This is a genomic window from Micromonospora luteifusca (assembly GCF_016907275.1).
GTDB classification, from domain to species: domain Bacteria; phylum Actinomycetota; class Actinomycetes; order Mycobacteriales; family Micromonosporaceae; genus Micromonospora; species Micromonospora luteifusca.
Genome location: NZ_JAFBBP010000001.1, coordinates 2,518,445 through 2,536,383, shown reverse-complemented (window position 1 = coordinate 2,536,383; position 17,939 = coordinate 2,518,445). Strand labels below are relative to the sequence as shown.

Below are 17,939 nucleotides of genomic sequence, written 5' to 3'. Positions count from 1 at the left end.
GGCGCGGTTCACACCGCCGATCCCGGGGAGTCCACCGTGTCGTTGCCCCCGCTCGTCGAACCCGCCGCCGAGCTGACCGTTGACGAGATCCGCCGCTACTCACGCCACCTGATCATCCCGGACGTCGGAGTGACCGGGCAGAAGCGGCTGAAGAACGCCCGGGTGCTCTGTGTCGGCGCCGGTGGCCTCGGCTCGCCCGCCCTGATGTACCTCGCCGCGGCCGGGGTCGGCACGCTCGGCATCATCGATTTCGACACCGTCGACGAGTCCAACCTCCAGCGGCAGATCATCCACGGCGTGTCCGACATCGGCCGGTCCAAGGCCGAGTCCGCCGCCGCGTCGATCCGCGAGATCAACCCCCTGGTCAACGTGGAGATCCACAACACCGCGCTGGACCGGGAGAACGTCCGGGAGATCTTCGCCCAGTACGACCTGATCGTCGACGGCACCGACAACTTCGCCACCCGTTACATGGTCAACGATGCGGCGGTGCTGCTCGGCAAGCCGTACGTCTGGGGCTCGATCTACCGCTTCGACGGCCAGGCGTCGGTGTTCTGGGCCGAGCACGGTCCCTGCTACCGCTGCCTCTACCCGGAGCCGCCGCCGCCGGGCATGGTCCCCTCCTGCGCCGAGGGTGGCGTGCTCGGTGTGCTCTGCGCGTCGATCGGCTCCATCCAGGTGAACGAGGCGATCAAGCTGCTGACCGGCATCGGTGAGCCGCTGGTCGGCCGTCTGATGGTCTACGACGCCCTCGAAATGGAATACCGCAAGATCAAGGTCCGTAAGGACCCGAACTGCGCGCTCTGCGGCGAGAATCCGACGGTCACCGACCTGCTGGAAGACTACGAGGACTTCTGCGGCGCGGTCTCCGAGGAAGCCCAGGAGGCGACGGTCGACTCGACCATCACCGCCCTGGAGTTGAAGGAGTGGCAGGACGCCGGCAAGGACATCTTCCTGGTCGACGTCCGGGAGCCGGCCGAGTACGAAATCGTCCGTATCCCCGGCGCCACCCTGATCCCCAAGGGCGACATCATCTCCGGGGAGGCCCTCGCGAAGCTGCCGCAGGACCGGCAGATCGTGCTGCACTGCAAGTCCGGGGTCCGTTCGGCGGAGGCGCTCGCCGCCCTCAAGGCGGCCGGTTTCCGGGACTCCGTGCACCTGCAGGGCGGCGTGCTCTCCTGGATCAAGCAGATCGACCCGTCGCTGCCGGCGTACTGAGCGACGACCGGGGCCGGCGGCGGGCCACTCACCCGCCCCGGCCTCGGCCGATTCCCCGAGGCGCGACGACCTTTACGCAGGTAGCGTGACCGCCGTGGTGGACATGGACGCCGCTATCGGCTTCGTCGTAGCGCACGGGGACGCGGTCGACCGCGCGCGTCTCTCCTGGCTGCGCACCGGCGCCGCGGTGCCCGACGAGGTGCTCGACGCCGCCGAGGCCGGGCAGACGCCCGACGGTGGCTGGCCGGCCGTCCTCGACGGTGCCGTCGGCTCCGTCGACGCGACCTGCTTCCGCCTGGCCGAGCTGGACGACCTCGGTGCCCTCGGCCGCCCGGCGGCCCGGCACGCACTGGACTGGCTCGCCGCCCGCCAACTGCCCGACGGCGGCTGGGACGAGGACCCGGCGCTGGCCGACCTCGCCCCGGAGTGGGCCCGGCCGGGCGACCCGGAGGCCCGCCTCTACCTCACCGCCAACGCCGGCTTCTGGCTCAGCGTGGGCGGTCGGGACGCCCGGGCCGCCGGGCCGCTGGACCACCGGGTCGGCGGGTCGTACGCCGGGGTGGTGCAGGCCGCCGCGCAGGCGCTCGCCGTGCAGCTCGCCCCGGACGGCAGTTGGCCCTCCTTCGTGGCCGTCGGTTGGCTGAGCGCGGCCGTGCTGCACCGGCAGGAGATGTACTACGAGTCGGCGCTGATCCAGGGGGTGCTCGCCGAGCGGATCCCGCAGTTGTCCCCGGCGGACGTGGCCTGGCTGGCCGGCACGCTGCGCCGGGTCGACGTGGGCGAGGAGCACTGGTTGCTGGTCTCGGCTCGCGAGCGGCTCACCAGGACCCAGCGCAGCGACGGCGGCTGGGACAGCGACGACGGTCACCAGTTCGATGTGCACACCACGCTGCGGGCGATCCGGGCCTGCCGGGCGGTCACCTCAGCTGGCTGATCACCAGCGGCCACCAGGCGTCCGGGGCGAACGCGGCCGGATCGATGCTCTCCAGCACCGTCCGCAGCGTCTCGGCCCGCTCCGCCCGGCCCGCCTTGCCCTCGTCCGCCTCGACGAAGAGCGCGAACTGGTAGAGGAACTCGACGAACGTGCGGAAGCTGCTGTTGACGCCCTGGACGTCCTTCTGGTTCAGATCGAACTGGAGGATCTCGCCGGTGCGCGGGTCCAGCACGTAGAGCAGGTTGGGGTTGTCGGCGACCGCGCCCACCACGATCAGCCGGATGTCCAGCGAACCGTCCTCGGTGGTCAGCTGCATGGTGTCGTACAGCTCGATGTCGTCTTCGAGGAAGGCGGTGTAGACGACCGCCACGTCGAGCGGGATCTCGTCGCCGGCGGGGAGCAGGTCAGGGCCGAAGCCCCCCTCCAGCCACGCCTCACGCGGGTACGGGATGAGCTCGTCCTCGTGCCACAGGGCACGGAACCGGGGATCAGCGGCCATGACGATCCTTCGTGGTCACAGGAGTCGGGTCGGTCAGGACGACAGGCCAGCGGTGATCAGCAGGCGCCGCCAGTTGTCGGCGTACTCTCCGGCATGCCGGCCCTTGCGGAGCCGCTCATCGCGGACCCCGGGGCCGAGGACGGTCGCGACCAGGTCGGGGTAGCCCGGACCGAACACCCGCTCGTTGAAGAACGTGGCGAGGTCGGGGGCGAGGACTGTGTATTCGACGTCCTCGTCCGGGTGCTCGTACTGGAAGATGTAGGCGTCCGGCTCCATCCAGTAGACCTCGAGGTCCTCGGTGTCCAGGAAGATCGAGGCGCCGCCCTCGATCTCGCCGCGTAGGCCTCGCGGAACGCTCCACACCTCGTGGCCGATGGCCAACGGGCTGCCCATCGGATCGTCCGGGTCGACGGTGTAGGCGCTCCAGGCCGCCGGGCTGGTGATCTCCTTGGGGGGCTTGAACCGGAAGTTGTCGCCCTCCACCCGGCCGACGAGACCGTAGACCTCCGCGACGCCAGGCAGGTCGGGAAGGGGCTCCAGCGGAGCCGGCCCCTCGATGACGACGCCGAAGCCGTGCTCGGCCTCCAGGCGCGTGAGCAGCGCCAGCTTGTCCCGGATCTCGGCCAGCACGCCGGTGGCGTCGGGGCTGCTCACTCGTCAATCCACTTCACGATGATCGGGTGGCCCTCGGGGACGTCCCGCAGCGCGACGGAGATGTCGCTGCCGATCTGGCGGTTGGTCCAGGAGTCCATCAGCCTGAGATTATCGTATGCATCCTCCCCGTCCATCTGCAGCTCCTGGATGTGGTCCGGGTCGACGCCCTGGCCGCGGGCGGTGATCCCGCCCCGCTGGCCCGCGTAGAGGCGATCCACCAGGGACTTGTTGGCCAGGTACTTGTTGGTCTCCCGGGTGCCGTGCTGCTGGGTCAGCTTCTTGTTCTTGGTCAGCTGCCGGAGCACCCGCTCGCGGAACACGTTCGTCCGGCTGCGGGTCTTGCCGGTCTTGCGGTCGTAGACCGAGTTGCTCGTCCGGTCCGACTTCGCCTTGGACAGCTTGCCCTCCTGACCGAGCCGGACCAGATCCCTCGCCTTGCGGTCGAAGTCCCTCTTGTCGAAGTCCGGCCGGTATTTCAGCCGCAGCACCGCCGGCTCGTTGACCTTGGCGCCGGTGGTCTTGGCGGTCCGGAAGACCTCCGCGTTGTCCAGGAACGCCGAGACGATTCGCGCGCCCTTCGCCTTGGCCTGCCGCGTCGGGGCATCGCGCTTCTTACCCGCCATTGAGCACCGCGTCCACCGCCATGCCGATCAGCTGGTCGACGATCATCCCGGTGATCATCTTGAAGATCGGGATCTCCAGCAGCGACGCCCCGAAGGTGACCACCGCGGTCGCGATCGCCTGCGCGATCTGGATCGCCAGCAGAATGAGCTGCACGATCACCTGGATCTTCAACGCCAGCACGATGCCCGCCCCGGCCATCAGCCCGATGGCGATGATGTTCGTCGGGTCGGTGGCGTCGGCGATGTTGCGCGGAGCCGACTCCCCGTCGTTCCACTCTTCGGCGAACGCGGTGAAGCTCTCGCCCCGGTTGGTGTCCAGCACCGTCCGCGCGGCCGACTCCAACTGGGCGACCGAACCGTTGATCCGGTCGGCCATGCCGGTCCACTCGCCGGCAAGCTGGAACAGGGCGGTCTCGTCCGACTCCGGCCAGTCGTAACCGATCATCGAGAGCAACGACACGAGCTCACCCGGAAGCGTCAGGCCCACGGCGACTCCTTTCCCCGTGCGGCGGGCTCAGCCGCCGAGCTTGCCGAGAATTGATTGGAAGATGTCGGTGACGCCCTCCTCGACGGCCCGGTAACCCTCCGCCATCGAGTGCAGGCCAGCGGCGTAGTTTTCCAGCTCGGTGAGGTTGGTGCTGAGGCACTCGGTCAGCCCGTCCACACAGGCCTGGTGGGCGACGCCGAGCAACATCCCGATGTCGTCGCCGCCGAAGGCGTCCGCGTAGCTGCCCACCGCCGCCTGGAACGCGTCGAAGGCCTGCCCGACGGCCTCCTTGGCCTGGACCAGCTCCTCCGCGCCGCGGCGCACCGAGTCGACGTCGACGTCGAGCGGGTTCATCGTCAGCTCCTCCCATGCAGTTTCCGCATGGTCTCGCTGACCGCGAGGGTGATCTCCCGCATCTGCCGCAGGCCCTGGTCCTGGAGCCGCTCCACGGTGGCGGTCATCGCGGCCAGGTCGGGCATCGGCTCCGCGGCGGCGACGGCCTCCTCCTGCCCGTCGAGGGCCGCGTTCACCGCCCGGCGAAACTCCTCGGCGAGCTGTTCCGAGCCTTCGCGCAGCACCCGGGGATCGAGGTCGACGGCGCTGACCCGTCCGTCGCTGCCGACGGTGACCCGGACCCGTCCGTCGGCGGCCTCGCCCACCGACTCGACCCGTTCCTGGGGCGCGACGGTGCGGCTGACATCCCGCAACGCGGCCCGTGCCTGCGCTAGTTGCTCTTCCAGGGCGTTCTCACCCAGCATGCTGCCTCCCCGGACTGGCCGTGCCGAACCAGCCTCAGACTAGCGACCCGGCACACCCCGGCGGGACCCCGTCCACCGGGGACGGTCAGCCGCGCAGGTGCCCGTCCCCGGTGACCACGTACTTCGTCGAGGTTAGCTCGGGCAGGCCCATCGGGCCGCGGGCGTGCAGTTTCTGCGTGGAGATGCCGATCTCCGCGCCGAACCCGAACTCGCCGCCGTCGGTGAAGCGGGTCGAAGCGTTCACCATCACCGCGGCCGCGTCCACCCGGGCGACGAAGTCGCGGGCAGCGCTCGCCGAGTCGGTGAGGATCGCCTCGGTGTGCCCGGTGCCGAAACGGCGGATGTGCGCGACCGCCGCGTCCAGCGACTCGACCACCGCGACCGAGATGTCGGCGGACAGGTATTCGGTGGCGAAGTCCTCCTCGGTGGCCGGGACCACGGCGGCGGAGTAGGCCGCAACCTCGGGTGAGCCGTGCACGGTCACCCCGGCCTCGGCGAAGGCCGCCAGCATCGGCGGCAGGAACGTGTCGGCGACGCCCGCGTGCACCAGCAACGACTCCGCGGTGTTGCAGGTGGACAGGCGCTGCGTCTTGGCGTTCAGCGTCACCGCGACGGCCTTCGCCACATCTGCGGCGGCATCCACGTAGACGTGGCAGTTGCCCACCCCGGTCTCGATCACCGGCACGGTCGACTCCTCGACCACGGTGCGGATCAGGGACGCGCCACCGCGGGGGATGAGCACGTCGACCAGCCCTCGGGCGCGCATCAGCTCCTTGACCGAGTCGCGGGAGCTGGCGTCGAGGAGCTGCACCGCGTCGGCCGGCAGCCCGGCGCCGGCGACCGCGTCGCGCAGCACCGCCACCAGCGCGGCGTTGGAGTGCGCGGCCGAGGACGACCCGCGCAGCAGCGCCGCGTTGCCGGACTTCAGGCAGATGCCGGCGGCGTCCACTGTCACGTTCGGCCGCGCCTCGTAGATGATGCCGACCACCCCGAACGGCACCCGGATCTGGCGCAGCTCCAGCCCGTTGGGCAGGGTCGAGCCGCGAACCACCTCGCCGACCGGGTCGGGGAGCGCGGCCATCTCGCGCAGCGCGTCGGCGATGCCGGCCACCCGGCCCGCGTCGAGGGCGAGCCGGTCCAGCACGGCCGCGCTCAGCCCGGCCTCTCGGCCGGCCGCCAGGTCCGTCTCGTTCGCGGCCAGGATCTCCGGGGTACGCGCCACCAGCGCATCGGCCATCGCCACCAGCGCGGCGTCCTTGACCGTACGCGTGGCCACGGCCAAATCCGCGGCGGCGTCCCGTGCCCGTCGCGCCTGCTCGTTCACGGTCATCCTGCGCTCCTCAGGTGGTGGGAAGGGCACTTGCTCACAGCAGCACCAGGTCGTCACGGTGGACGACCTCTCGTTCGTACGCCGGGCCCAGCGCCGCGGCGAGTTCGGACGTGGAACGGCCGAGCAGCCCCGGCAGCTCCACCGCGTCGTAGTTGACCAGCCCCCGGGCGACCGATGCGCCGGCGGTGTCCACCAGGTCCACCGGGTCGCCTGCGGTGAACGTGCCGTCCACGGCGGTGATGCCGGCGGGCAGCAGCGACTTGCGCCGCCCGACGACGGCGGCCACCGCACCCGGGTCGAGGTGCAGTCGGCCCCGGGGCGAGGTGGCGTGGGCCAGCCAGAACAGCCGGGCCGTCGGGCGTTGCCGCTGCGGGTGGAACAGCGTGCCGACCGGTTCGCCGGCCAGGGCCGGGGCAGCCAGGTCGGCGGCGGTGAGCACCACCGGGATGCCGAAGCCGGTGGCGATCCGGGCCGCCTCGACCTTGGTCACCATGCCGCCGGTGCCGACGCCGGAGCGGCCGGACCCGCCGATGGTGATCCCGGCGAGGTCCGCGTCGTCGCGGACCTCCGTGATCCGGGTCGAGTGCGGTTTGCTGGGGTCGCCGGTCCAGAGGGCGTCCACGTCGGAGAGAAGGACCAGCAGGTCGGCGTGCACCAGCGCGGCCACCAGGGCGGCCAGCCGGTCGTTGTCGCCGAACCGGATCTCCTGGGTTGCCACCGTGTCGTTCTCGTTGACGATCGGCACCGCTCGCAGGTCGAGCAGCTTGCGCAGCGTCCGGTACGCGTTGCGGTAGTGCGCCCGCCGGGTCACGTCGTCGACGGTGAGCAGCACCTGCCCGACGGTGCGGCCGTGCCGGGCGAAGCTGGCCGCGTACCGGCCGATCAGCAGCCCCTGCCCGACGCTGGCGGCGGCCTGTTGGGTGGCCAGGTCACGCGGGCGTCGCGGTAGCCCGAGCGGGGCGAGACCGGCGGCGATCGCCCCGGAGGACACCAGCACCACCTCGCGCCCTTCGGCGGTGAGCCGGCCGAGGGTGTCGACCAGCGTGTCGACGCGCTCGTCGGCCAGCCCGCCGCTGGCGGTGGTCAACGAGGAGGATCCGATCTTGACGACGACCCGCCGGGCCGTCGTGACTGCGTCGCGCACCCGACCATTCTGCGTGGTCACGGCCGCGCCGCCCGGCGGCGTTCCCATATGGTGGCGGATTGTGACTCCTGACGAGTACGTCGAGGCGGTGCTCGACCTGGTCGAACGGATCCCGGAGGGTCGGGTGATGTCGTACGGGGCGGTCGCCGACGCGCTCGCCGAGCGCTCGGGTCGTGCCTCGGCGCGGCTGGTGGGCAACATCATGGCCCGGCACGGTGGTGCCGTGGCCTGGCACCGGGTGGTGACCTCCGCCGGCCGGCTGCCACCGGGGCACGAGCGGGAGGCGCGGTCCCGGCTGCGCGCGGAGGGGGCGCCGTTGCGTGGCGAGGGCGTGGACATCGCGGCGGCGGGCTGGTCACCGGATGAGGGGATGTGAGCTTCGGCATAACGTGAGTAACATTCGGGCCCATGAAAACGCCGCCGGGCACCGGCGCGCCGGGCTCGCTGCCTCGACCGGTGCACGCCGGCTACGCGCTCGGCTCACTGGCGACCGGCGCGTTCGGCACCGTGCCCGGTCTGCTGCTGCTGCCCTACCTGACCGACACGCTGGGCGTGGCCGCCGGGCTGGCCGCACTGCTGGTGCTGCTGCCGAAGGCATGGGACGTGCTGGTCAACCCGGTCGCCGGGCGGATCTCCGACCGCACCCGGTCGCGCTGGGGAGCCCGCCGGCCGTACCTGCTCATCGGCGGTCTGGCGCTCGCCGTCCTGTTCGCGTCCATCTTCGCCGCGCCGTTCGGTAACGGCTCGGCCGCCGCGGCGTACGTGGCGTTCGCCTTTCTCGCCACGGCCACCGCGTTCGCCTTCTTCCAGGTGCCGTACGTGGCAATGCCTGCGGAGTTGACCGACGACTACGCCGAGCGCACCCGGCTGATGACGTGGCGGATCGCGGTGCTGGCGCTGGCCATCCTGGTCTCCGGTGCGGTCGCCCCGCTGGTGGTGACCGCCGGTGGCGACGGTGTGGCCGGACACCGGTGGATGGGGCTGTTCGTGGCGGCGCTGATCGCCGTCGGAGCGGTCGGCGCGTTCTTCGGCACCCGGTCCGCGCCGCTCGGCACGGTGGGCGGCAGCGAGCCGAGCCTGCGCGCCCAACTCGCGGTGGCGGCCGCCAACCGCCCGTTCCGGGCGCTGTTGATCTGCTTCGTGGTGCAGTCGGCCGGGGTGGCGACGATCCTCGCCGGGGTCAACTACTTCGCGGGGCAGATCCTGCGCGACGACGAGAGCGGACCAACCCTGCTCTTCGTCTGCTTCGTCGGGCCGGCGTTGCTGGTGATGCCGATCTGGACCCGGGCGGGTGCCCGGTTGGGCAAGCGGACCGCGCTGGTCGTCGCCTCGCTGATCCTCGCCGCCGGGGCGCTCGCCCTGGTCGCCGCGCCGGTGCTGCCGCCGGTCGCGGTCTACCTCGTGGTCGCGGTGATCGGCGTGGGGTACGCCGGGCAGCAGGTCTTCGCGTTGGCGATGCTGCCGGACTGCATCGCGTACGACACGGCGCGCACCGGTCGACGGCAGGCGGGTGTCTTCACCGGCCTGTGGACCGCCGGGGAGACCTTCGGTCTGGCGCTCGGCCCGGGCATCTACGGACTGGTGCTACAGCTCTCCGGCTACGTCTCCTCCGACACCGGCACCGCAGCCGCCCAGTCCGACACGGCCCGACTGGGCGTCCTCCTCGGCTTCACCGTGCTGCCGGCGCTGCTGGTGGCCCCGCCCATCCTCCTCCTGCGCCGTTACACCCTGACCCCCGCCGTCCTGGCCGCCGCCACCGACGAGCGGCGCGTCGTCCAGGAGGTCGCGGTGGGGAATCGTCACGAGAAGGGCACCATCACTTGATGATCGACGAGAACAGCGTCGGGGCGCTTCCTGCCGGGGTTTCCGCTGAACGGGTTCTGGCGGAGGTTCGTCAACTGCGCGCTGGTGATCGGCCTACCCACGGGGGGCAGTTGTTCGCGTACGTCTACGACCCGGCGGTGGCGGGGCTGGACGAGCTGGCCGCCGCCGCGCACCGGGAGAGCGCGCACGTCAACGGGCTGGACCCGACCGCCTTCCCGTCCCTGCTGGCCATGGAGAACGCGTTGGTGGGCGCCGCCGGCCGGGTGCTCGGCGCCGGCCCGGGCACCACCGCCCCGGACGTCGTCGGCAGCGTCACCAGCGGCGGCACCGAGTCGCTGATCCTCGCCGTGAAGACGGCCCGGGATGCCCACCCGGAGATCACCGCGCCCCGGATCGTGGTGCCGTCGACCGCGCACGCCGCGTTCGCGAAGGCGGCGCACTATCTGCGGGTGGCGTTGGACGTCGTGCCGGTCTCCCCGGACACGCTGCGCCCCGACCCGGCCGCGATGGCCGCCGCGATCCGCCCGGAGACGGTGCTGGTCGCCTGCTCCGCGCCGTCCTACGCGCACGGGGTGGTGGACCCGGTCGCCCAGATCGCGGCCGCGGCCGCCGACGCCGGGGTGCGCTGCCACGTGGACGCCTGCTTCGGCGGTTGGACCCTGCCGTACCTGCGTCGTCTCGGGGAGCCGGTGCCGGCGTTCGACTTCGCGGTACCCGGGGTCACCTCCATCTCGGTTGACCTGCACAAGTACGCGTACGCGCCGAAGGGGGTGTCGGTGCTGCTGCATCGTGATGCTGCGCTGCGTGCCCCGCAGTACTTCGCGTACGCCGACTGGCCCGGCTACACGATGATCAACCCGGTGATCGCGTCCACCCGGTCGGGCGGGCCGATCGCCGCCGCGTACGCGACGGTGCGACACCTCGGCGACGACGGCTACCTGCGGCTGGCCAGCGTCACCCGGGACGCGGTCGCCGGTCTGGCCGACGCCGTCCGTGCCGTCGACGGGCTGCGGCTGATGGCCGAGCCCGAGTCCACGGTGGTCTGTCTCACCGCCACCGAGAGTGGCCCCGACCTGTTCGTCCTGGTCGACGAGCTGACCGCGCGTGGCTGGCACACCCAACCCCAACTGTCGTACGCCGGTCTACCGGCCAGCGTGCACCTCACGGTGACCGCCTCGGTGGCGCCCCGGGTGGCCGAGTTCGCCCCGGACCTGGCCGACGCGGTGGCCGCGGCCCGGGCTGCCGGCCCGGTCGCCCTCCCGCCCGAGCTGATGGCACTGGCGGCGGCCCTGACGCCGGACGCGCTCACGCCCGAACTGGTCGCCGGGCTCGCGGACGGGCTCGGGCTCGGTGCCGGGGACGCGCCGACGCCGGACCGGATGGCGGTGGTGAACACGCTGCTCGACGCGGCTCCGCCCGCGCTGCGGGAACGGCTGCTGGTGGAGTTCGTCGGGCTGCTGCAACGTCCCGCCTGGTAGGCGGGCGCCTGAGCCTGCCGGTGCCCCGCCCGCACGGGCAGGGCACCCGCAGGCTCAACTGAGGTCGAGCTTCACCGCGTTGTCGGCGGGTGTCAGGTCGCGCCATCTGCGGTCCTGTCGGTCCCAGTGCACCACCCTGAAGGTGCGCGGAGCCATGTACTCCTGCCGTGCCCCGCCGGGAATCAGCTCCTCGAAGGTGTACCGACGGCTCTCACCGGCCGGTATCCCGGGGAGCAGGCAAGCGTCGTCGTTCGGCTCCGTCGACGGTGGGGGGCCGCACTTGGACCAGTCGCCGCCCGTCGGGTCGCCCAGGCCCAGCCCTTCGAAGCTGATCCGCTCCACGTCTCGGGGACCGGCATTCCGAACGGTCAGGACGGTGGTGAGATATTGCCGGGCGTCGTTGTCGACGAACGCACCCAGCTTGTACGTCATGGTCAAGCGCAGATCGGTGAGCCGGGGGTCCTTCCCGAACTTCGTCGGGCCATTGGTCTGGGTGAACCGGCTTCCCTCCCACCGGTACGTGCGCAGTTGCTCCTGCTTCCAGTACTCCGGTGTGGTGCAGCATGGCTGGAGGTCGGCCACCCGCACCTCGATCGAGTTGGCGGCGGTGACCTTCAGCCCGAGGATGTCCTCAACATCGTCGGTGGTCCGGACGACCCGGCCGAGCGTCACGATCTGCCCACTGCTGCCCCGGTCGAAGGCGACGACCTGCTTTGCCAACGCCTCGCCTATCCGGCAGGCGACGACGGCGACTGTCTCGTCGACGCCGTCACCGTCCAGGTCAGCGTGAGCTACCGGCACGTCGGCGAGCACCGGCACCTGCACCGAGCCCTCGTTGGCCATGGTCCTCAACCGCACGTTCGAGGTGGTGCAGGTCTTCGACACGACCGGCGGCCAGGCCGGCAGATCGAGGCGGGCGGCGAGTAGCTGGGTCCGACTGATCGAGTCTGGCGGCGTCTGCGTGGGGGTCGCCGACGCGCTCGGCGACCCGGTGACGGTCGGCGTCGGGCCGGGCGTCGGCGGGGCGGTCGGTTCGACGGACTCCGCCGGCAAGGGGGGGTTTCGATCGTCCCGCAGTGCGGCATTGGCCATGACCGGGGCCAACACCAGGACCACCGCCGCGACCGCGAGGGCCACCGCCGTCGTCCGCCGCCGTCGGCGCAGGGTGTGCCGGGTCTGTTCGGGTCCGGGACCGACGACCTGGTCTGTCACGTCACTGCGGTACGCGGCGAACCGTTCGCGCAGCGGGTCGAGGTCAGACATCGCACACCCCCTCGGTGTTCTCGTCGAGCAGGCAGGCCAGGGCAGCTCGGCCACGGTGCAGCCAGGACTTGACGGTGCCCTCAGCCACCCCTTCCTGGGCGGCGATCTCGTGCACCGGCAGGTCGGCCAGGTAGTGCAGGATGACGGCCCGGCGATGGTTGGGAGGCAGCTTCGCCAGCGCCGCGTCGATGGCCACGCGGTCGGGCGTCGGACCGGCGACCTCCGCCTCGCTCCGCCGTTGCCGCAGCAGGTGGTTGCGGGCGGTGCGGAGCCGACGCCACCGGCTGCGGGCCAGGTTCCACGCGACCCGCCGGACCCAGGCCACCGGATCGTCGTAGCGGACCAGGCGGTCCCAACGGGCCAGCGCCCGAAGGAACGCTTCCTGAGTCAGGTCCTGCGCCTGTCCCAGATCCCCGGTGTACGCGCACAGTTGCGCGGTCACCCCTCGGAAATGGGCGTGGTAGAACTCGTCGAAGGTCGTCGTCACCGCGTCCGACCCGCCGGCCCTCACCGCCACCGGTGGCTCGTTGGCGCGGCCCCCCATCGTCGCTGTCACTGCCCCTCCCCGTTGCCGTTGGGCCGGTGCCCTGGGCACCGGTAACACTCCAGGAGAGGGGATGTGGTTGCGCCTCGTTCGGCCGCGAATCCGACAGGCCGGCCCGAGAGTCGTCGGGCTGCGGCAACGCCTCACCCGGTGAACGGAGACCGGCCGCGCCGTACACCGGAATGGCGTACGACGCGGCCGGCGGCAGCCGGATCCTCAGCCGTAGATCATTCGCATCTGCACCAGGTTGTCGGTGTCGTGGAAATCTGGTAGTTCGTCGCCCTCGCTGTCCATCGGCTGGGCATCCACGTCGGCCTTGTCCGTGCCCAGCGTGATCCCTTCGGCCACCCGGAAGGCCAGGTCGAGCCGCATCTCCGCCCCGGCGGCCAGCCCAGGCAGGCGGCAGATGATCGGTTCGGTGCTCTCAGGGACACCCACGCAGTCTTCCCACCCGTCGACGTCCGCGCGCACCACCGCGGGCACGCCCAACCGCAGCCCCACATGGGCGACCGGCCCCGCGCCCCGGTTACGAATCCGCACCGTGGCCGTACCCGTCCGGGAGCCGTCGTCCGCCGTGGTCAGCACGAGGTCGGCGGCGGTGACCGAGACGTCCATCCCCCAGTTCGGGTTCGGACCGAAGCTCGTCGGTCCGGAGACCTGGGCGAAGGCATCGCCCTTCCAGCGGTAGCCCCGCCACTGCCGTTGTGACCACTTGGCTGCCCAGCCGCCCCCGGGAGCGATGTCACCGACCTGCACCCGGACCGTGCCGTCACCCACGACATCCAGCGCGAACAGCCACTGCGGCTTGTCGATGGTGGTCGCGACCACCCGGCCGAGCGTGATCACCTTCCCTCCCTCGTCCCGGTCGAAGGCGACCACCTGCATCGGCCCGCCGCTGCCGAGCACGCACTGCACCAGCGCCACGGTCTCCACCGCGCCGTCCCCGTCGAGGTCGCCGTGGTCGAGCGCCATGAGCCAGTTGACGCCCTCGCGGTCGTCGCCGCTGATCCGCGTCTGTGACGTCGGGCAGCCCGGGCCGGCCCGCCAGGCCGGCAGGGTCACCGACGCCCCCAACAACTGGGCCCGGCTGATCCGGCCGTCCGGCACGGGCGCGGTCGGGCTGGCACTGGTCACGGAAGGGCTGGGGGTCAAGCTCGGCGTCGGCGTCGGCGTCGGCGACGCCGACACGCTCGGCGTCGGATCGACCGGGCCCGGCCGGTGGTCCGGGCCGGTCATCGCCGCGTAGCCGATGGCCGAGCCGCCCAACAGCGCGAGCGCCGTCGTGGCGGTGGCGCCCAGCCGGCGCCGGCTGCGACCTCGTACCGTCCGTCGAACGGCGGCGGGTCCCGGCGCTTCGACCTCTGCCAGCGCAGTACGGCGGTAGCGGGCGAACTCTTCGGCAAGGCCAAGGGTCTCCTGCTCAGACATCCCGCACCTCCTCATTGGTGTCGCGCAAGTGTGTGGCGAGTGCGGTCCGGCCCCGGTGCAACCAGGACTTGACCGTCCCTTCGGCAACCTGTTCCTGGGCGGCGATCTCCGCGATCGTCAGGTCGGCGAGGTAGTGCAGCACCACCGCCCGCCGCTGCTTCGGTGGCAACTTCGCCAACGCGGCGTCAACGGCGACCCGGTCCGGGCTGGGCTCCGCGACGTGTGTCTCCCGCTGCCGCAGCAGCCACGTCTGGGCGGTCCGCAGCCGCCGCCAGCGGTTGTGGCCGAGGTTCCAGGCGACCTTGCGTACCCAGGCCAGGGGATCCTCGTAGCGGGCGAGCCGGTCCCAGCGGGCGTACGCCCGACAGAACGCCTCCTGGACCAGGTCCTGTGCCTGCCCACGGTCACCCGTGTACGCGGTCAGCTGCACCACCAGTCCACGGAAGTGGGCGTGGTAGAAGTCGTCGAAGAGCAGCTCTGCCTGCGCCGAGGCTGCGGTTCCCGGCGGGTCCGGCGGGCGTCCACCCACCCGCACCTCTCTCGTCACAAGCACTCGTCCTCCCCGTGGCGGTTGCGGGCGGCGTGTTCGCCAGCACTGGTCACACAGACGAGTGCGCCACTAGGTTGCGCGTCAATCGATGCCGATTTCTTGTCGGGTCCGGGACACCTGGCCGGGCGCTCAGGACGCTCACCGCCGGACCACGTCGACACTGCCTGTGATTCACTGTCGGTGAGGAGAGGGGGCGCTCGTGCAGCTGCCGGGAGTGCTCGGTGAGCCGATCCGGTTCGTGCTGAACTGGGGCCGCCGCTACTCGCTCTGGGTCTTCAACTTCGGCCTGGCCTGCTGCGCGATCGAGTTCATCGCCACCAGCATGGGTCGGCACGACTTCATCCGGCTCGGTGTGATCCCGTTCGCCCACGGCCCCCGACAGGCCGACCTGATGGTGGTCTCCGGCACGGTGACCGACAAGATGGCGCCGGCGATCAAGCGGCTCTACGACCAGATGCCCGAGCCGAAGTACGTCATCTCGTTCGGCGCCTGCTCCAACTGCGGCGGCCCCTACTGGGATTCGTACTCGGTGACCAAGGGGGTCGACCAGCTCATCCCGGTCGACGTCTACGTGCCCGGCTGCCCACCCCGCCCGGAGGCGCTGCTGCACGGCATCCTGCGCCTGCAGGAGAAGATCGCCGCCGAGCAGTCCGGCATCGGCGGTGTGCCGCAACGTGATGTGTTGGCCGCGCCGCTGGACGCCCCACCCCGCGAAGCCGCTGCCCCCCGCTCCGTGGACTCACTCACCGCCCCGCCGGTACGCCCACCCGCCGCCAACTGACGACGAGGTGGCTGGGCAGGGCTAGCCTGCGCATCATGACCAGCTCCACGGACCAGCGGTCCGCCCACATCGTCGACGTGCTCACCGAGGAGTTCGGCGCGTCGATGGCGACCGATCCGGCCGCCTTCCGCCGCAAGTTCCGCAAGATGGCGGCGTCCCCGTTCGCCTTCTACCGGGGCAGCGCCGCGCTGTTCTACGCCGACCAGCTCGGCGAATTCGCCGACGACCGGTTCAGCGACGAGCAGACCAGCCGGGTGTGGATCCACGGTGACCTGCACGCGGAGAACTTCGGCACCTACATGAACGCCTCCGGGCAACTGGTGTTCAACGTCAACGACTTCGACGAGGCGTACGTCGGGCCGTTCACCTGGGACCTGCGCCGGCTCGCGGCCAGCGTGGCGCTGCTCGGCTACAGCAAGGCGCTCTCCGACACCTCGATCGGGGACCTGGTGGCTGGCTTCGCCCGGTCGTACCTGACCGAGCTGCGGGCGATCGCCGCCGGCGGTGACGACGCGATCGGCTCGATCACCCTGGAGAACGCCGACGGGGTGCTGCGCAGGGTGCTCCAGCAGGCTCGACTCAACACCCGTGTCGATTTGCTCGCCGCGCAGACCACCATCGACAACTACGAGCGACGTTTCTCCATCGGCGACGGGGTCTTCGAGATCGACGACGCCACGCGGGACAGGGTTCGCGCCGCGTTCCAGAACTACCTGGGCACCCTGCCCGTGGCGTCGACGCAGCTCCGGCCGGTCGAGGCGCGGATCAAGGACGTGGTGTTGCGCAAGGGGGTGGGCATCGGCTCGGCCGGACTGCCGTCGTACAACCTGCTGCTGGAGGGGCACACCCAGGCCCTGGAGAACGACGTCGTCATCTACATGAAGCAGGCGCAGGTGCCGGCCGTGGCGCGGTACGTCACCGACGAGTCGGTCCGCGGCTACTTCCAGCACCAGGGGCACCGGACCGCCGAGTCGCAGCGGGCGTTGCAGGCGCACGCCGACCCGTGGCTGGGCTTCACCGAGTTGGACGGGGTCGGCCAACTCGTCGCGGAGGTCTCCCCGTACGCGGCCGACCTGGACTGGTCGGACGTGAACGAGCCGGAGGAGTTGACCGGAGTTCTCGTCGACCTGGGTCGGGCGGTGGCCCGGATGCATTCGGTCGCCGACGACGAATCCAGCCACGACCTGGTGGACTACTCGACCGAGGAGGCGATCGTCGCCGCGGTGGACGCCGACGAGTCGGGCTTCGTCACCCACCTGGTGGACTTCGCGCACGCGTACGGGGTGCGCGCCCGGCAGGATCACCAGCTCTTCGTCGACCTGTTCCGCAACGGCCGTCTGCCGAGCCTCTGATCGGGCGGGGCGTCGCTCAGGCCGCGAACTCCAGCACCACCTTGATGTCGTCCGGTCGGGCGGTGTACGCATCGGCGTACGCCTCCACCGGCACCCGGCGGGTGAGCAGCGAGCCGAGCCAGCCCTGGTCGGCGCGGGTGAGTGCCTCCACGGCGAGATCCCAGTGTCGGCGGTTGGCGTTGACCGAGCCGAACACCACGTTGTTCTCCAGGACCAGCGCGCGGTTGAGCGCCCCGGCGTCGAAGTCGATGCTCCGGCCGCCGCTGGACACCCCGGCCAGGCAGACGATCCCGGTTGGTCCCGCCTTGCACATGACGTCGAGGACGACCGTGGGTGCCCCGGTGCACTCGACCACCACGTCCGGTTCGAAGGGCAGATCGTTGACCGGCACCGTGTGGTAGGTGGCACCGAGCGCGGCGACCAGCTCCGGCTTCGGGCCCTCGGTCGCCCGGTCCAACACGTGCACGGCGAGCCCGCGCTGGGTGGCGAGCAGTGCGGCCAGCAGCCCGATCGGCCCGGCCCCGGTCACCAGGACCGTCTGGGGCTGCCACTCGGCTCGGTGCCCGATCCGCTCGATGTGGTCCCACGCCTTGGCGACGACGCTTGTCGGTTCGACCAGCACGCCGACCCGCGACAGCGTCGGGTCGAGCTTGACCGCGAAGCGCGGTTGGAGCCGCCAGCGGTCCCGGGCGAAGCCGGCCAGGCCCTTGATGCCGTGCTCGGTGAACTGCCCGTTGCGGCACATGTCCCATTCGCCGACCGCACAGTTGGAGCAGGGCACCGGGTCCGGATGCCGGACCACCCCGGCCACCAGGTCGCCGGGTTGCAGGGTGCCGGTCGGGTCCTCCAGGACCCGGCCCAACGACTCGTGCCCGATGACCAGACGGTCCGCGCCCGGCGGCGCCTCGCCGTACTCGCCGCTGACGATTTCGTGGTCGGTGCCGCAGATCCCCACCGCCAGAGCCTCGACCAGGATCGAGCCCTCCTCGGCAGCCGGCTCGGGTTGATCCTCGATGAGACGCAGCGTATTGGCGACCCCGGGTGTCACAGTCACAGCGCGCACTCCCTCATC

The 17,939-nt window shown here is 71.3% G+C and carries 20 protein-coding genes; 7 read left to right on the top strand and 13 right to left on the bottom strand.

Annotation, left to right across the window (positions count from 1 at the left end):
- Positions 1 to 36 precede the first annotated feature (36 nt).
- Both moeZ and JOD64_RS11215 read left to right on the top strand, forming a co-directional pair.
- A complete protein-coding gene (gene moeZ, locus JOD64_RS11220; protein WP_204942172.1) occupies positions 37 to 1,218 on the top strand; it encodes an adenylyltransferase/sulfurtransferase MoeZ in 1,182 nt (393 codons plus the stop codon).
- An 85-nt stretch (positions 1,219 to 1,303) separates the two neighbouring features.
- Positions 1,304 to 2,152: a prenyltransferase/squalene oxidase repeat-containing protein gene (locus tag JOD64_RS11215; protein WP_307813333.1), complete on the top strand. Its 849-nt coding sequence runs from the start codon at positions 1,304 to 1,306 to the stop codon at positions 2,150 to 2,152.
- Here JOD64_RS11215 and JOD64_RS11210 read toward each other — a convergent pair.
- The 8 genes from JOD64_RS11210 to proB all read right to left on the bottom strand — a co-directional run bounded on the left by JOD64_RS11210 (position 2,136) and on the right by proB (position 7,695).
- Positions 2,136 to 2,651 carry an SUKH-4 family immunity protein gene (locus JOD64_RS11210; RefSeq protein WP_204942171.1) on the bottom strand — a complete coding sequence of 172 codons (516 nt, stop codon included), beginning with the start codon at positions 2,649 to 2,651 and terminating at the stop codon, positions 2,136 to 2,138. The genes JOD64_RS11215 and JOD64_RS11210 overlap by 17 nt on opposite strands.
- A gap of 33 nt (positions 2,652 to 2,684) precedes the next feature.
- Positions 2,685 to 3,305, bottom strand: coding sequence for a hypothetical protein (locus tag JOD64_RS11205; protein ID WP_204942170.1), 621 nt, complete (start codon positions 3,303 to 3,305; stop codon positions 2,685 to 2,687).
- A complete protein-coding gene (locus JOD64_RS11200; RefSeq protein ID WP_204942169.1) occupies positions 3,302 to 3,928 on the bottom strand; it encodes a hypothetical protein in 627 nt (208 codons plus the stop codon). The genes JOD64_RS11205 and JOD64_RS11200 overlap by 4 nt, the downstream gene beginning before the upstream one ends.
- Positions 3,918 to 4,415 (bottom strand): WXG100-like domain-containing protein, encoded by a 498-nt coding sequence (locus tag JOD64_RS11195; RefSeq protein ID WP_307813331.1) that lies wholly within the window; start codon positions 4,413 to 4,415, stop codon positions 3,918 to 3,920. Before JOD64_RS11195 ends, JOD64_RS11200 begins: the two co-directional genes overlap by 11 nt.
- A 27-nt stretch (positions 4,416 to 4,442) precedes the next feature.
- A complete protein-coding gene (locus JOD64_RS11190) occupies positions 4,443 to 4,769 on the bottom strand; it encodes a hypothetical protein (RefSeq protein WP_204942168.1) in 327 nt (108 codons plus the stop codon).
- A gap of 2 nt (positions 4,770 to 4,771) precedes the next feature.
- Positions 4,772 to 5,173, bottom strand: a complete 402-nt coding sequence (locus tag JOD64_RS11185; RefSeq protein WP_204942167.1) for a YbaB/EbfC family nucleoid-associated protein — start codon at positions 5,171 to 5,173, stop codon at positions 4,772 to 4,774.
- 85 nt (positions 5,174 to 5,258) lie between these two features.
- The gene (locus JOD64_RS11180) at positions 5,259 to 6,503 is read right to left on the bottom strand and encodes a glutamate-5-semialdehyde dehydrogenase (RefSeq protein WP_204942166.1); all 1,245 of its coding nucleotides are present in this window, start codon (positions 6,501 to 6,503) and stop codon (positions 5,259 to 5,261) included.
- Positions 6,504 to 6,537: 34 nt separating this feature from the next.
- Positions 6,538 to 7,695, bottom strand: coding sequence for a glutamate 5-kinase (gene proB / locus JOD64_RS11175; RefSeq protein WP_204942165.1), 1,158 nt, complete (start codon positions 7,693 to 7,695; stop codon positions 6,538 to 6,540).
- Positions 7,696 to 7,708: 13 nt separating this feature from the next.
- On the opposite strand from proB, the gene JOD64_RS11170 reads away from it, so the two are divergent.
- From JOD64_RS11170 to JOD64_RS11160, 3 genes are read left to right on the top strand one after another with little or no spacing between them, the layout of a single operon-like run.
- The gene (locus JOD64_RS11170) at positions 7,709 to 8,023 is read left to right on the top strand and encodes an MGMT family protein (protein WP_204942164.1); all 315 of its coding nucleotides are present in this window, start codon (positions 7,709 to 7,711) and stop codon (positions 8,021 to 8,023) included.
- A gap of 32 nt (positions 8,024 to 8,055) precedes the next feature.
- Positions 8,056 to 9,471, top strand: coding sequence for an MFS transporter (locus JOD64_RS11165; protein ID WP_204942163.1), 1,416 nt, complete (start codon positions 8,056 to 8,058; stop codon positions 9,469 to 9,471).
- Positions 9,471 to 10,949, top strand: coding sequence for a pyridoxal phosphate-dependent decarboxylase family protein (locus JOD64_RS11160; RefSeq protein ID WP_204942162.1), 1,479 nt, complete (start codon positions 9,471 to 9,473; stop codon positions 10,947 to 10,949). The genes JOD64_RS11165 and JOD64_RS11160 overlap by 1 nt, the downstream gene beginning before the upstream one ends.
- Before the next feature lie 54 nt (positions 10,950 to 11,003).
- On the opposite strand, the gene JOD64_RS11155 is transcribed toward JOD64_RS11160, so the two are convergent.
- The 4 genes from JOD64_RS11155 to JOD64_RS11140 all read right to left on the bottom strand — a co-directional run bounded on the left by JOD64_RS11155 (position 11,004) and on the right by JOD64_RS11140 (position 14,737).
- Positions 11,004 to 12,212, bottom strand: a complete 1,209-nt coding sequence (locus JOD64_RS11155; protein ID WP_204942161.1) for a hypothetical protein — start codon at positions 12,210 to 12,212, stop codon at positions 11,004 to 11,006.
- On the bottom strand, positions 12,205 to 12,768 hold the full coding sequence (locus JOD64_RS11150; RefSeq protein WP_307813329.1) for a SigE family RNA polymerase sigma factor: 564 nt from the start codon (positions 12,766 to 12,768) through the stop codon (positions 12,205 to 12,207). Before JOD64_RS11150 ends, JOD64_RS11155 begins: the two co-directional genes overlap by 8 nt.
- 204 nt (positions 12,769 to 12,972) lie before the next feature.
- Positions 12,973 to 14,184 (bottom strand): hypothetical protein, encoded by a 1,212-nt coding sequence (locus JOD64_RS11145; protein ID WP_204942160.1) that lies wholly within the window; start codon positions 14,182 to 14,184, stop codon positions 12,973 to 12,975.
- A complete protein-coding gene (locus JOD64_RS11140; protein ID WP_204942159.1) occupies positions 14,177 to 14,737 on the bottom strand; it encodes an RNA polymerase sigma factor in 561 nt (186 codons plus the stop codon). The genes JOD64_RS11145 and JOD64_RS11140 overlap by 8 nt, the downstream gene beginning before the upstream one ends.
- Positions 14,738 to 14,933: 196 nt before the next feature.
- Between JOD64_RS11140 and JOD64_RS11135 the strand changes: the two genes are divergently transcribed.
- Together JOD64_RS11135 and JOD64_RS11130 are read left to right on the top strand one after the other, a co-directional pair.
- Complete coding sequence (locus JOD64_RS11135) at positions 14,934 to 15,515, top strand: NADH-quinone oxidoreductase subunit B (RefSeq protein WP_204942158.1); 582 nt, start codon at positions 14,934 to 14,936, stop codon at positions 15,513 to 15,515.
- A 35-nt stretch (positions 15,516 to 15,550) separates the two neighbouring features.
- On the top strand, positions 15,551 to 16,867 hold the full coding sequence (locus JOD64_RS11130; RefSeq protein WP_204942157.1) for a DUF2252 domain-containing protein: 1,317 nt from the start codon (positions 15,551 to 15,553) through the stop codon (positions 16,865 to 16,867).
- Between the two features lie 16 nt (positions 16,868 to 16,883).
- Here the strand turns inward: JOD64_RS11130 and JOD64_RS11125 are convergent, their stop codons facing one another.
- Complete coding sequence (locus tag JOD64_RS11125; RefSeq protein WP_204942156.1) at positions 16,884 to 17,930, bottom strand: glucose 1-dehydrogenase; 1,047 nt, start codon at positions 17,928 to 17,930, stop codon at positions 16,884 to 16,886.
- Positions 17,931 to 17,939 lie beyond the last annotated feature (9 nt).

Coding starts and splice junctions, on each gene's coding strand:
- JOD64_RS11210 (WP_204942171.1), bottom strand. CDS start 2,651: ATGGCCGCTGATCCCCGGTTCCGTGCCCTGTGGCACGAGGACGAGCTC.
- JOD64_RS11145 (WP_204942160.1), bottom strand. CDS start 14,184: ATGTCTGAGCAGGAGACCCTTGGCCTTGCCGAAGAGTTCGCCCGCTAC.
- JOD64_RS11165 (WP_204942163.1), top strand. CDS start 8,056: ATGAAAACGCCGCCGGGCACCGGCGCGCCGGGCTCGCTGCCTCGACCG.
- JOD64_RS11160 (WP_204942162.1), top strand. CDS start 9,471: ATGATCGACGAGAACAGCGTCGGGGCGCTTCCTGCCGGGGTTTCCGCT.
- JOD64_RS11130 (WP_204942157.1), top strand. CDS start 15,551: ATGACCAGCTCCACGGACCAGCGGTCCGCCCACATCGTCGACGTGCTC.
- JOD64_RS11155 (WP_204942161.1), bottom strand. CDS start 12,212: ATGTCTGACCTCGACCCGCTGCGCGAACGGTTCGCCGCGTACCGCAGT.
- JOD64_RS11185 (WP_204942167.1), bottom strand. CDS start 5,173: ATGCTGGGTGAGAACGCCCTGGAAGAGCAACTAGCGCAGGCACGGGCC.
- JOD64_RS11190 (WP_204942168.1), bottom strand. CDS start 4,769: ATGAACCCGCTCGACGTCGACGTCGACTCGGTGCGCCGCGGCGCGGAG.
- proB (WP_204942165.1), bottom strand. CDS start 7,695: ATGGGAACGCCGCCGGGCGGCGCGGCCGTGACCACGCAGAATGGTCGG.
- JOD64_RS11180 (WP_204942166.1), bottom strand. CDS start 6,503: ATGACCGTGAACGAGCAGGCGCGACGGGCACGGGACGCCGCCGCGGAT.
- JOD64_RS11200 (WP_204942169.1), bottom strand. CDS start 3,928: ATGGCGGGTAAGAAGCGCGATGCCCCGACGCGGCAGGCCAAGGCGAAG.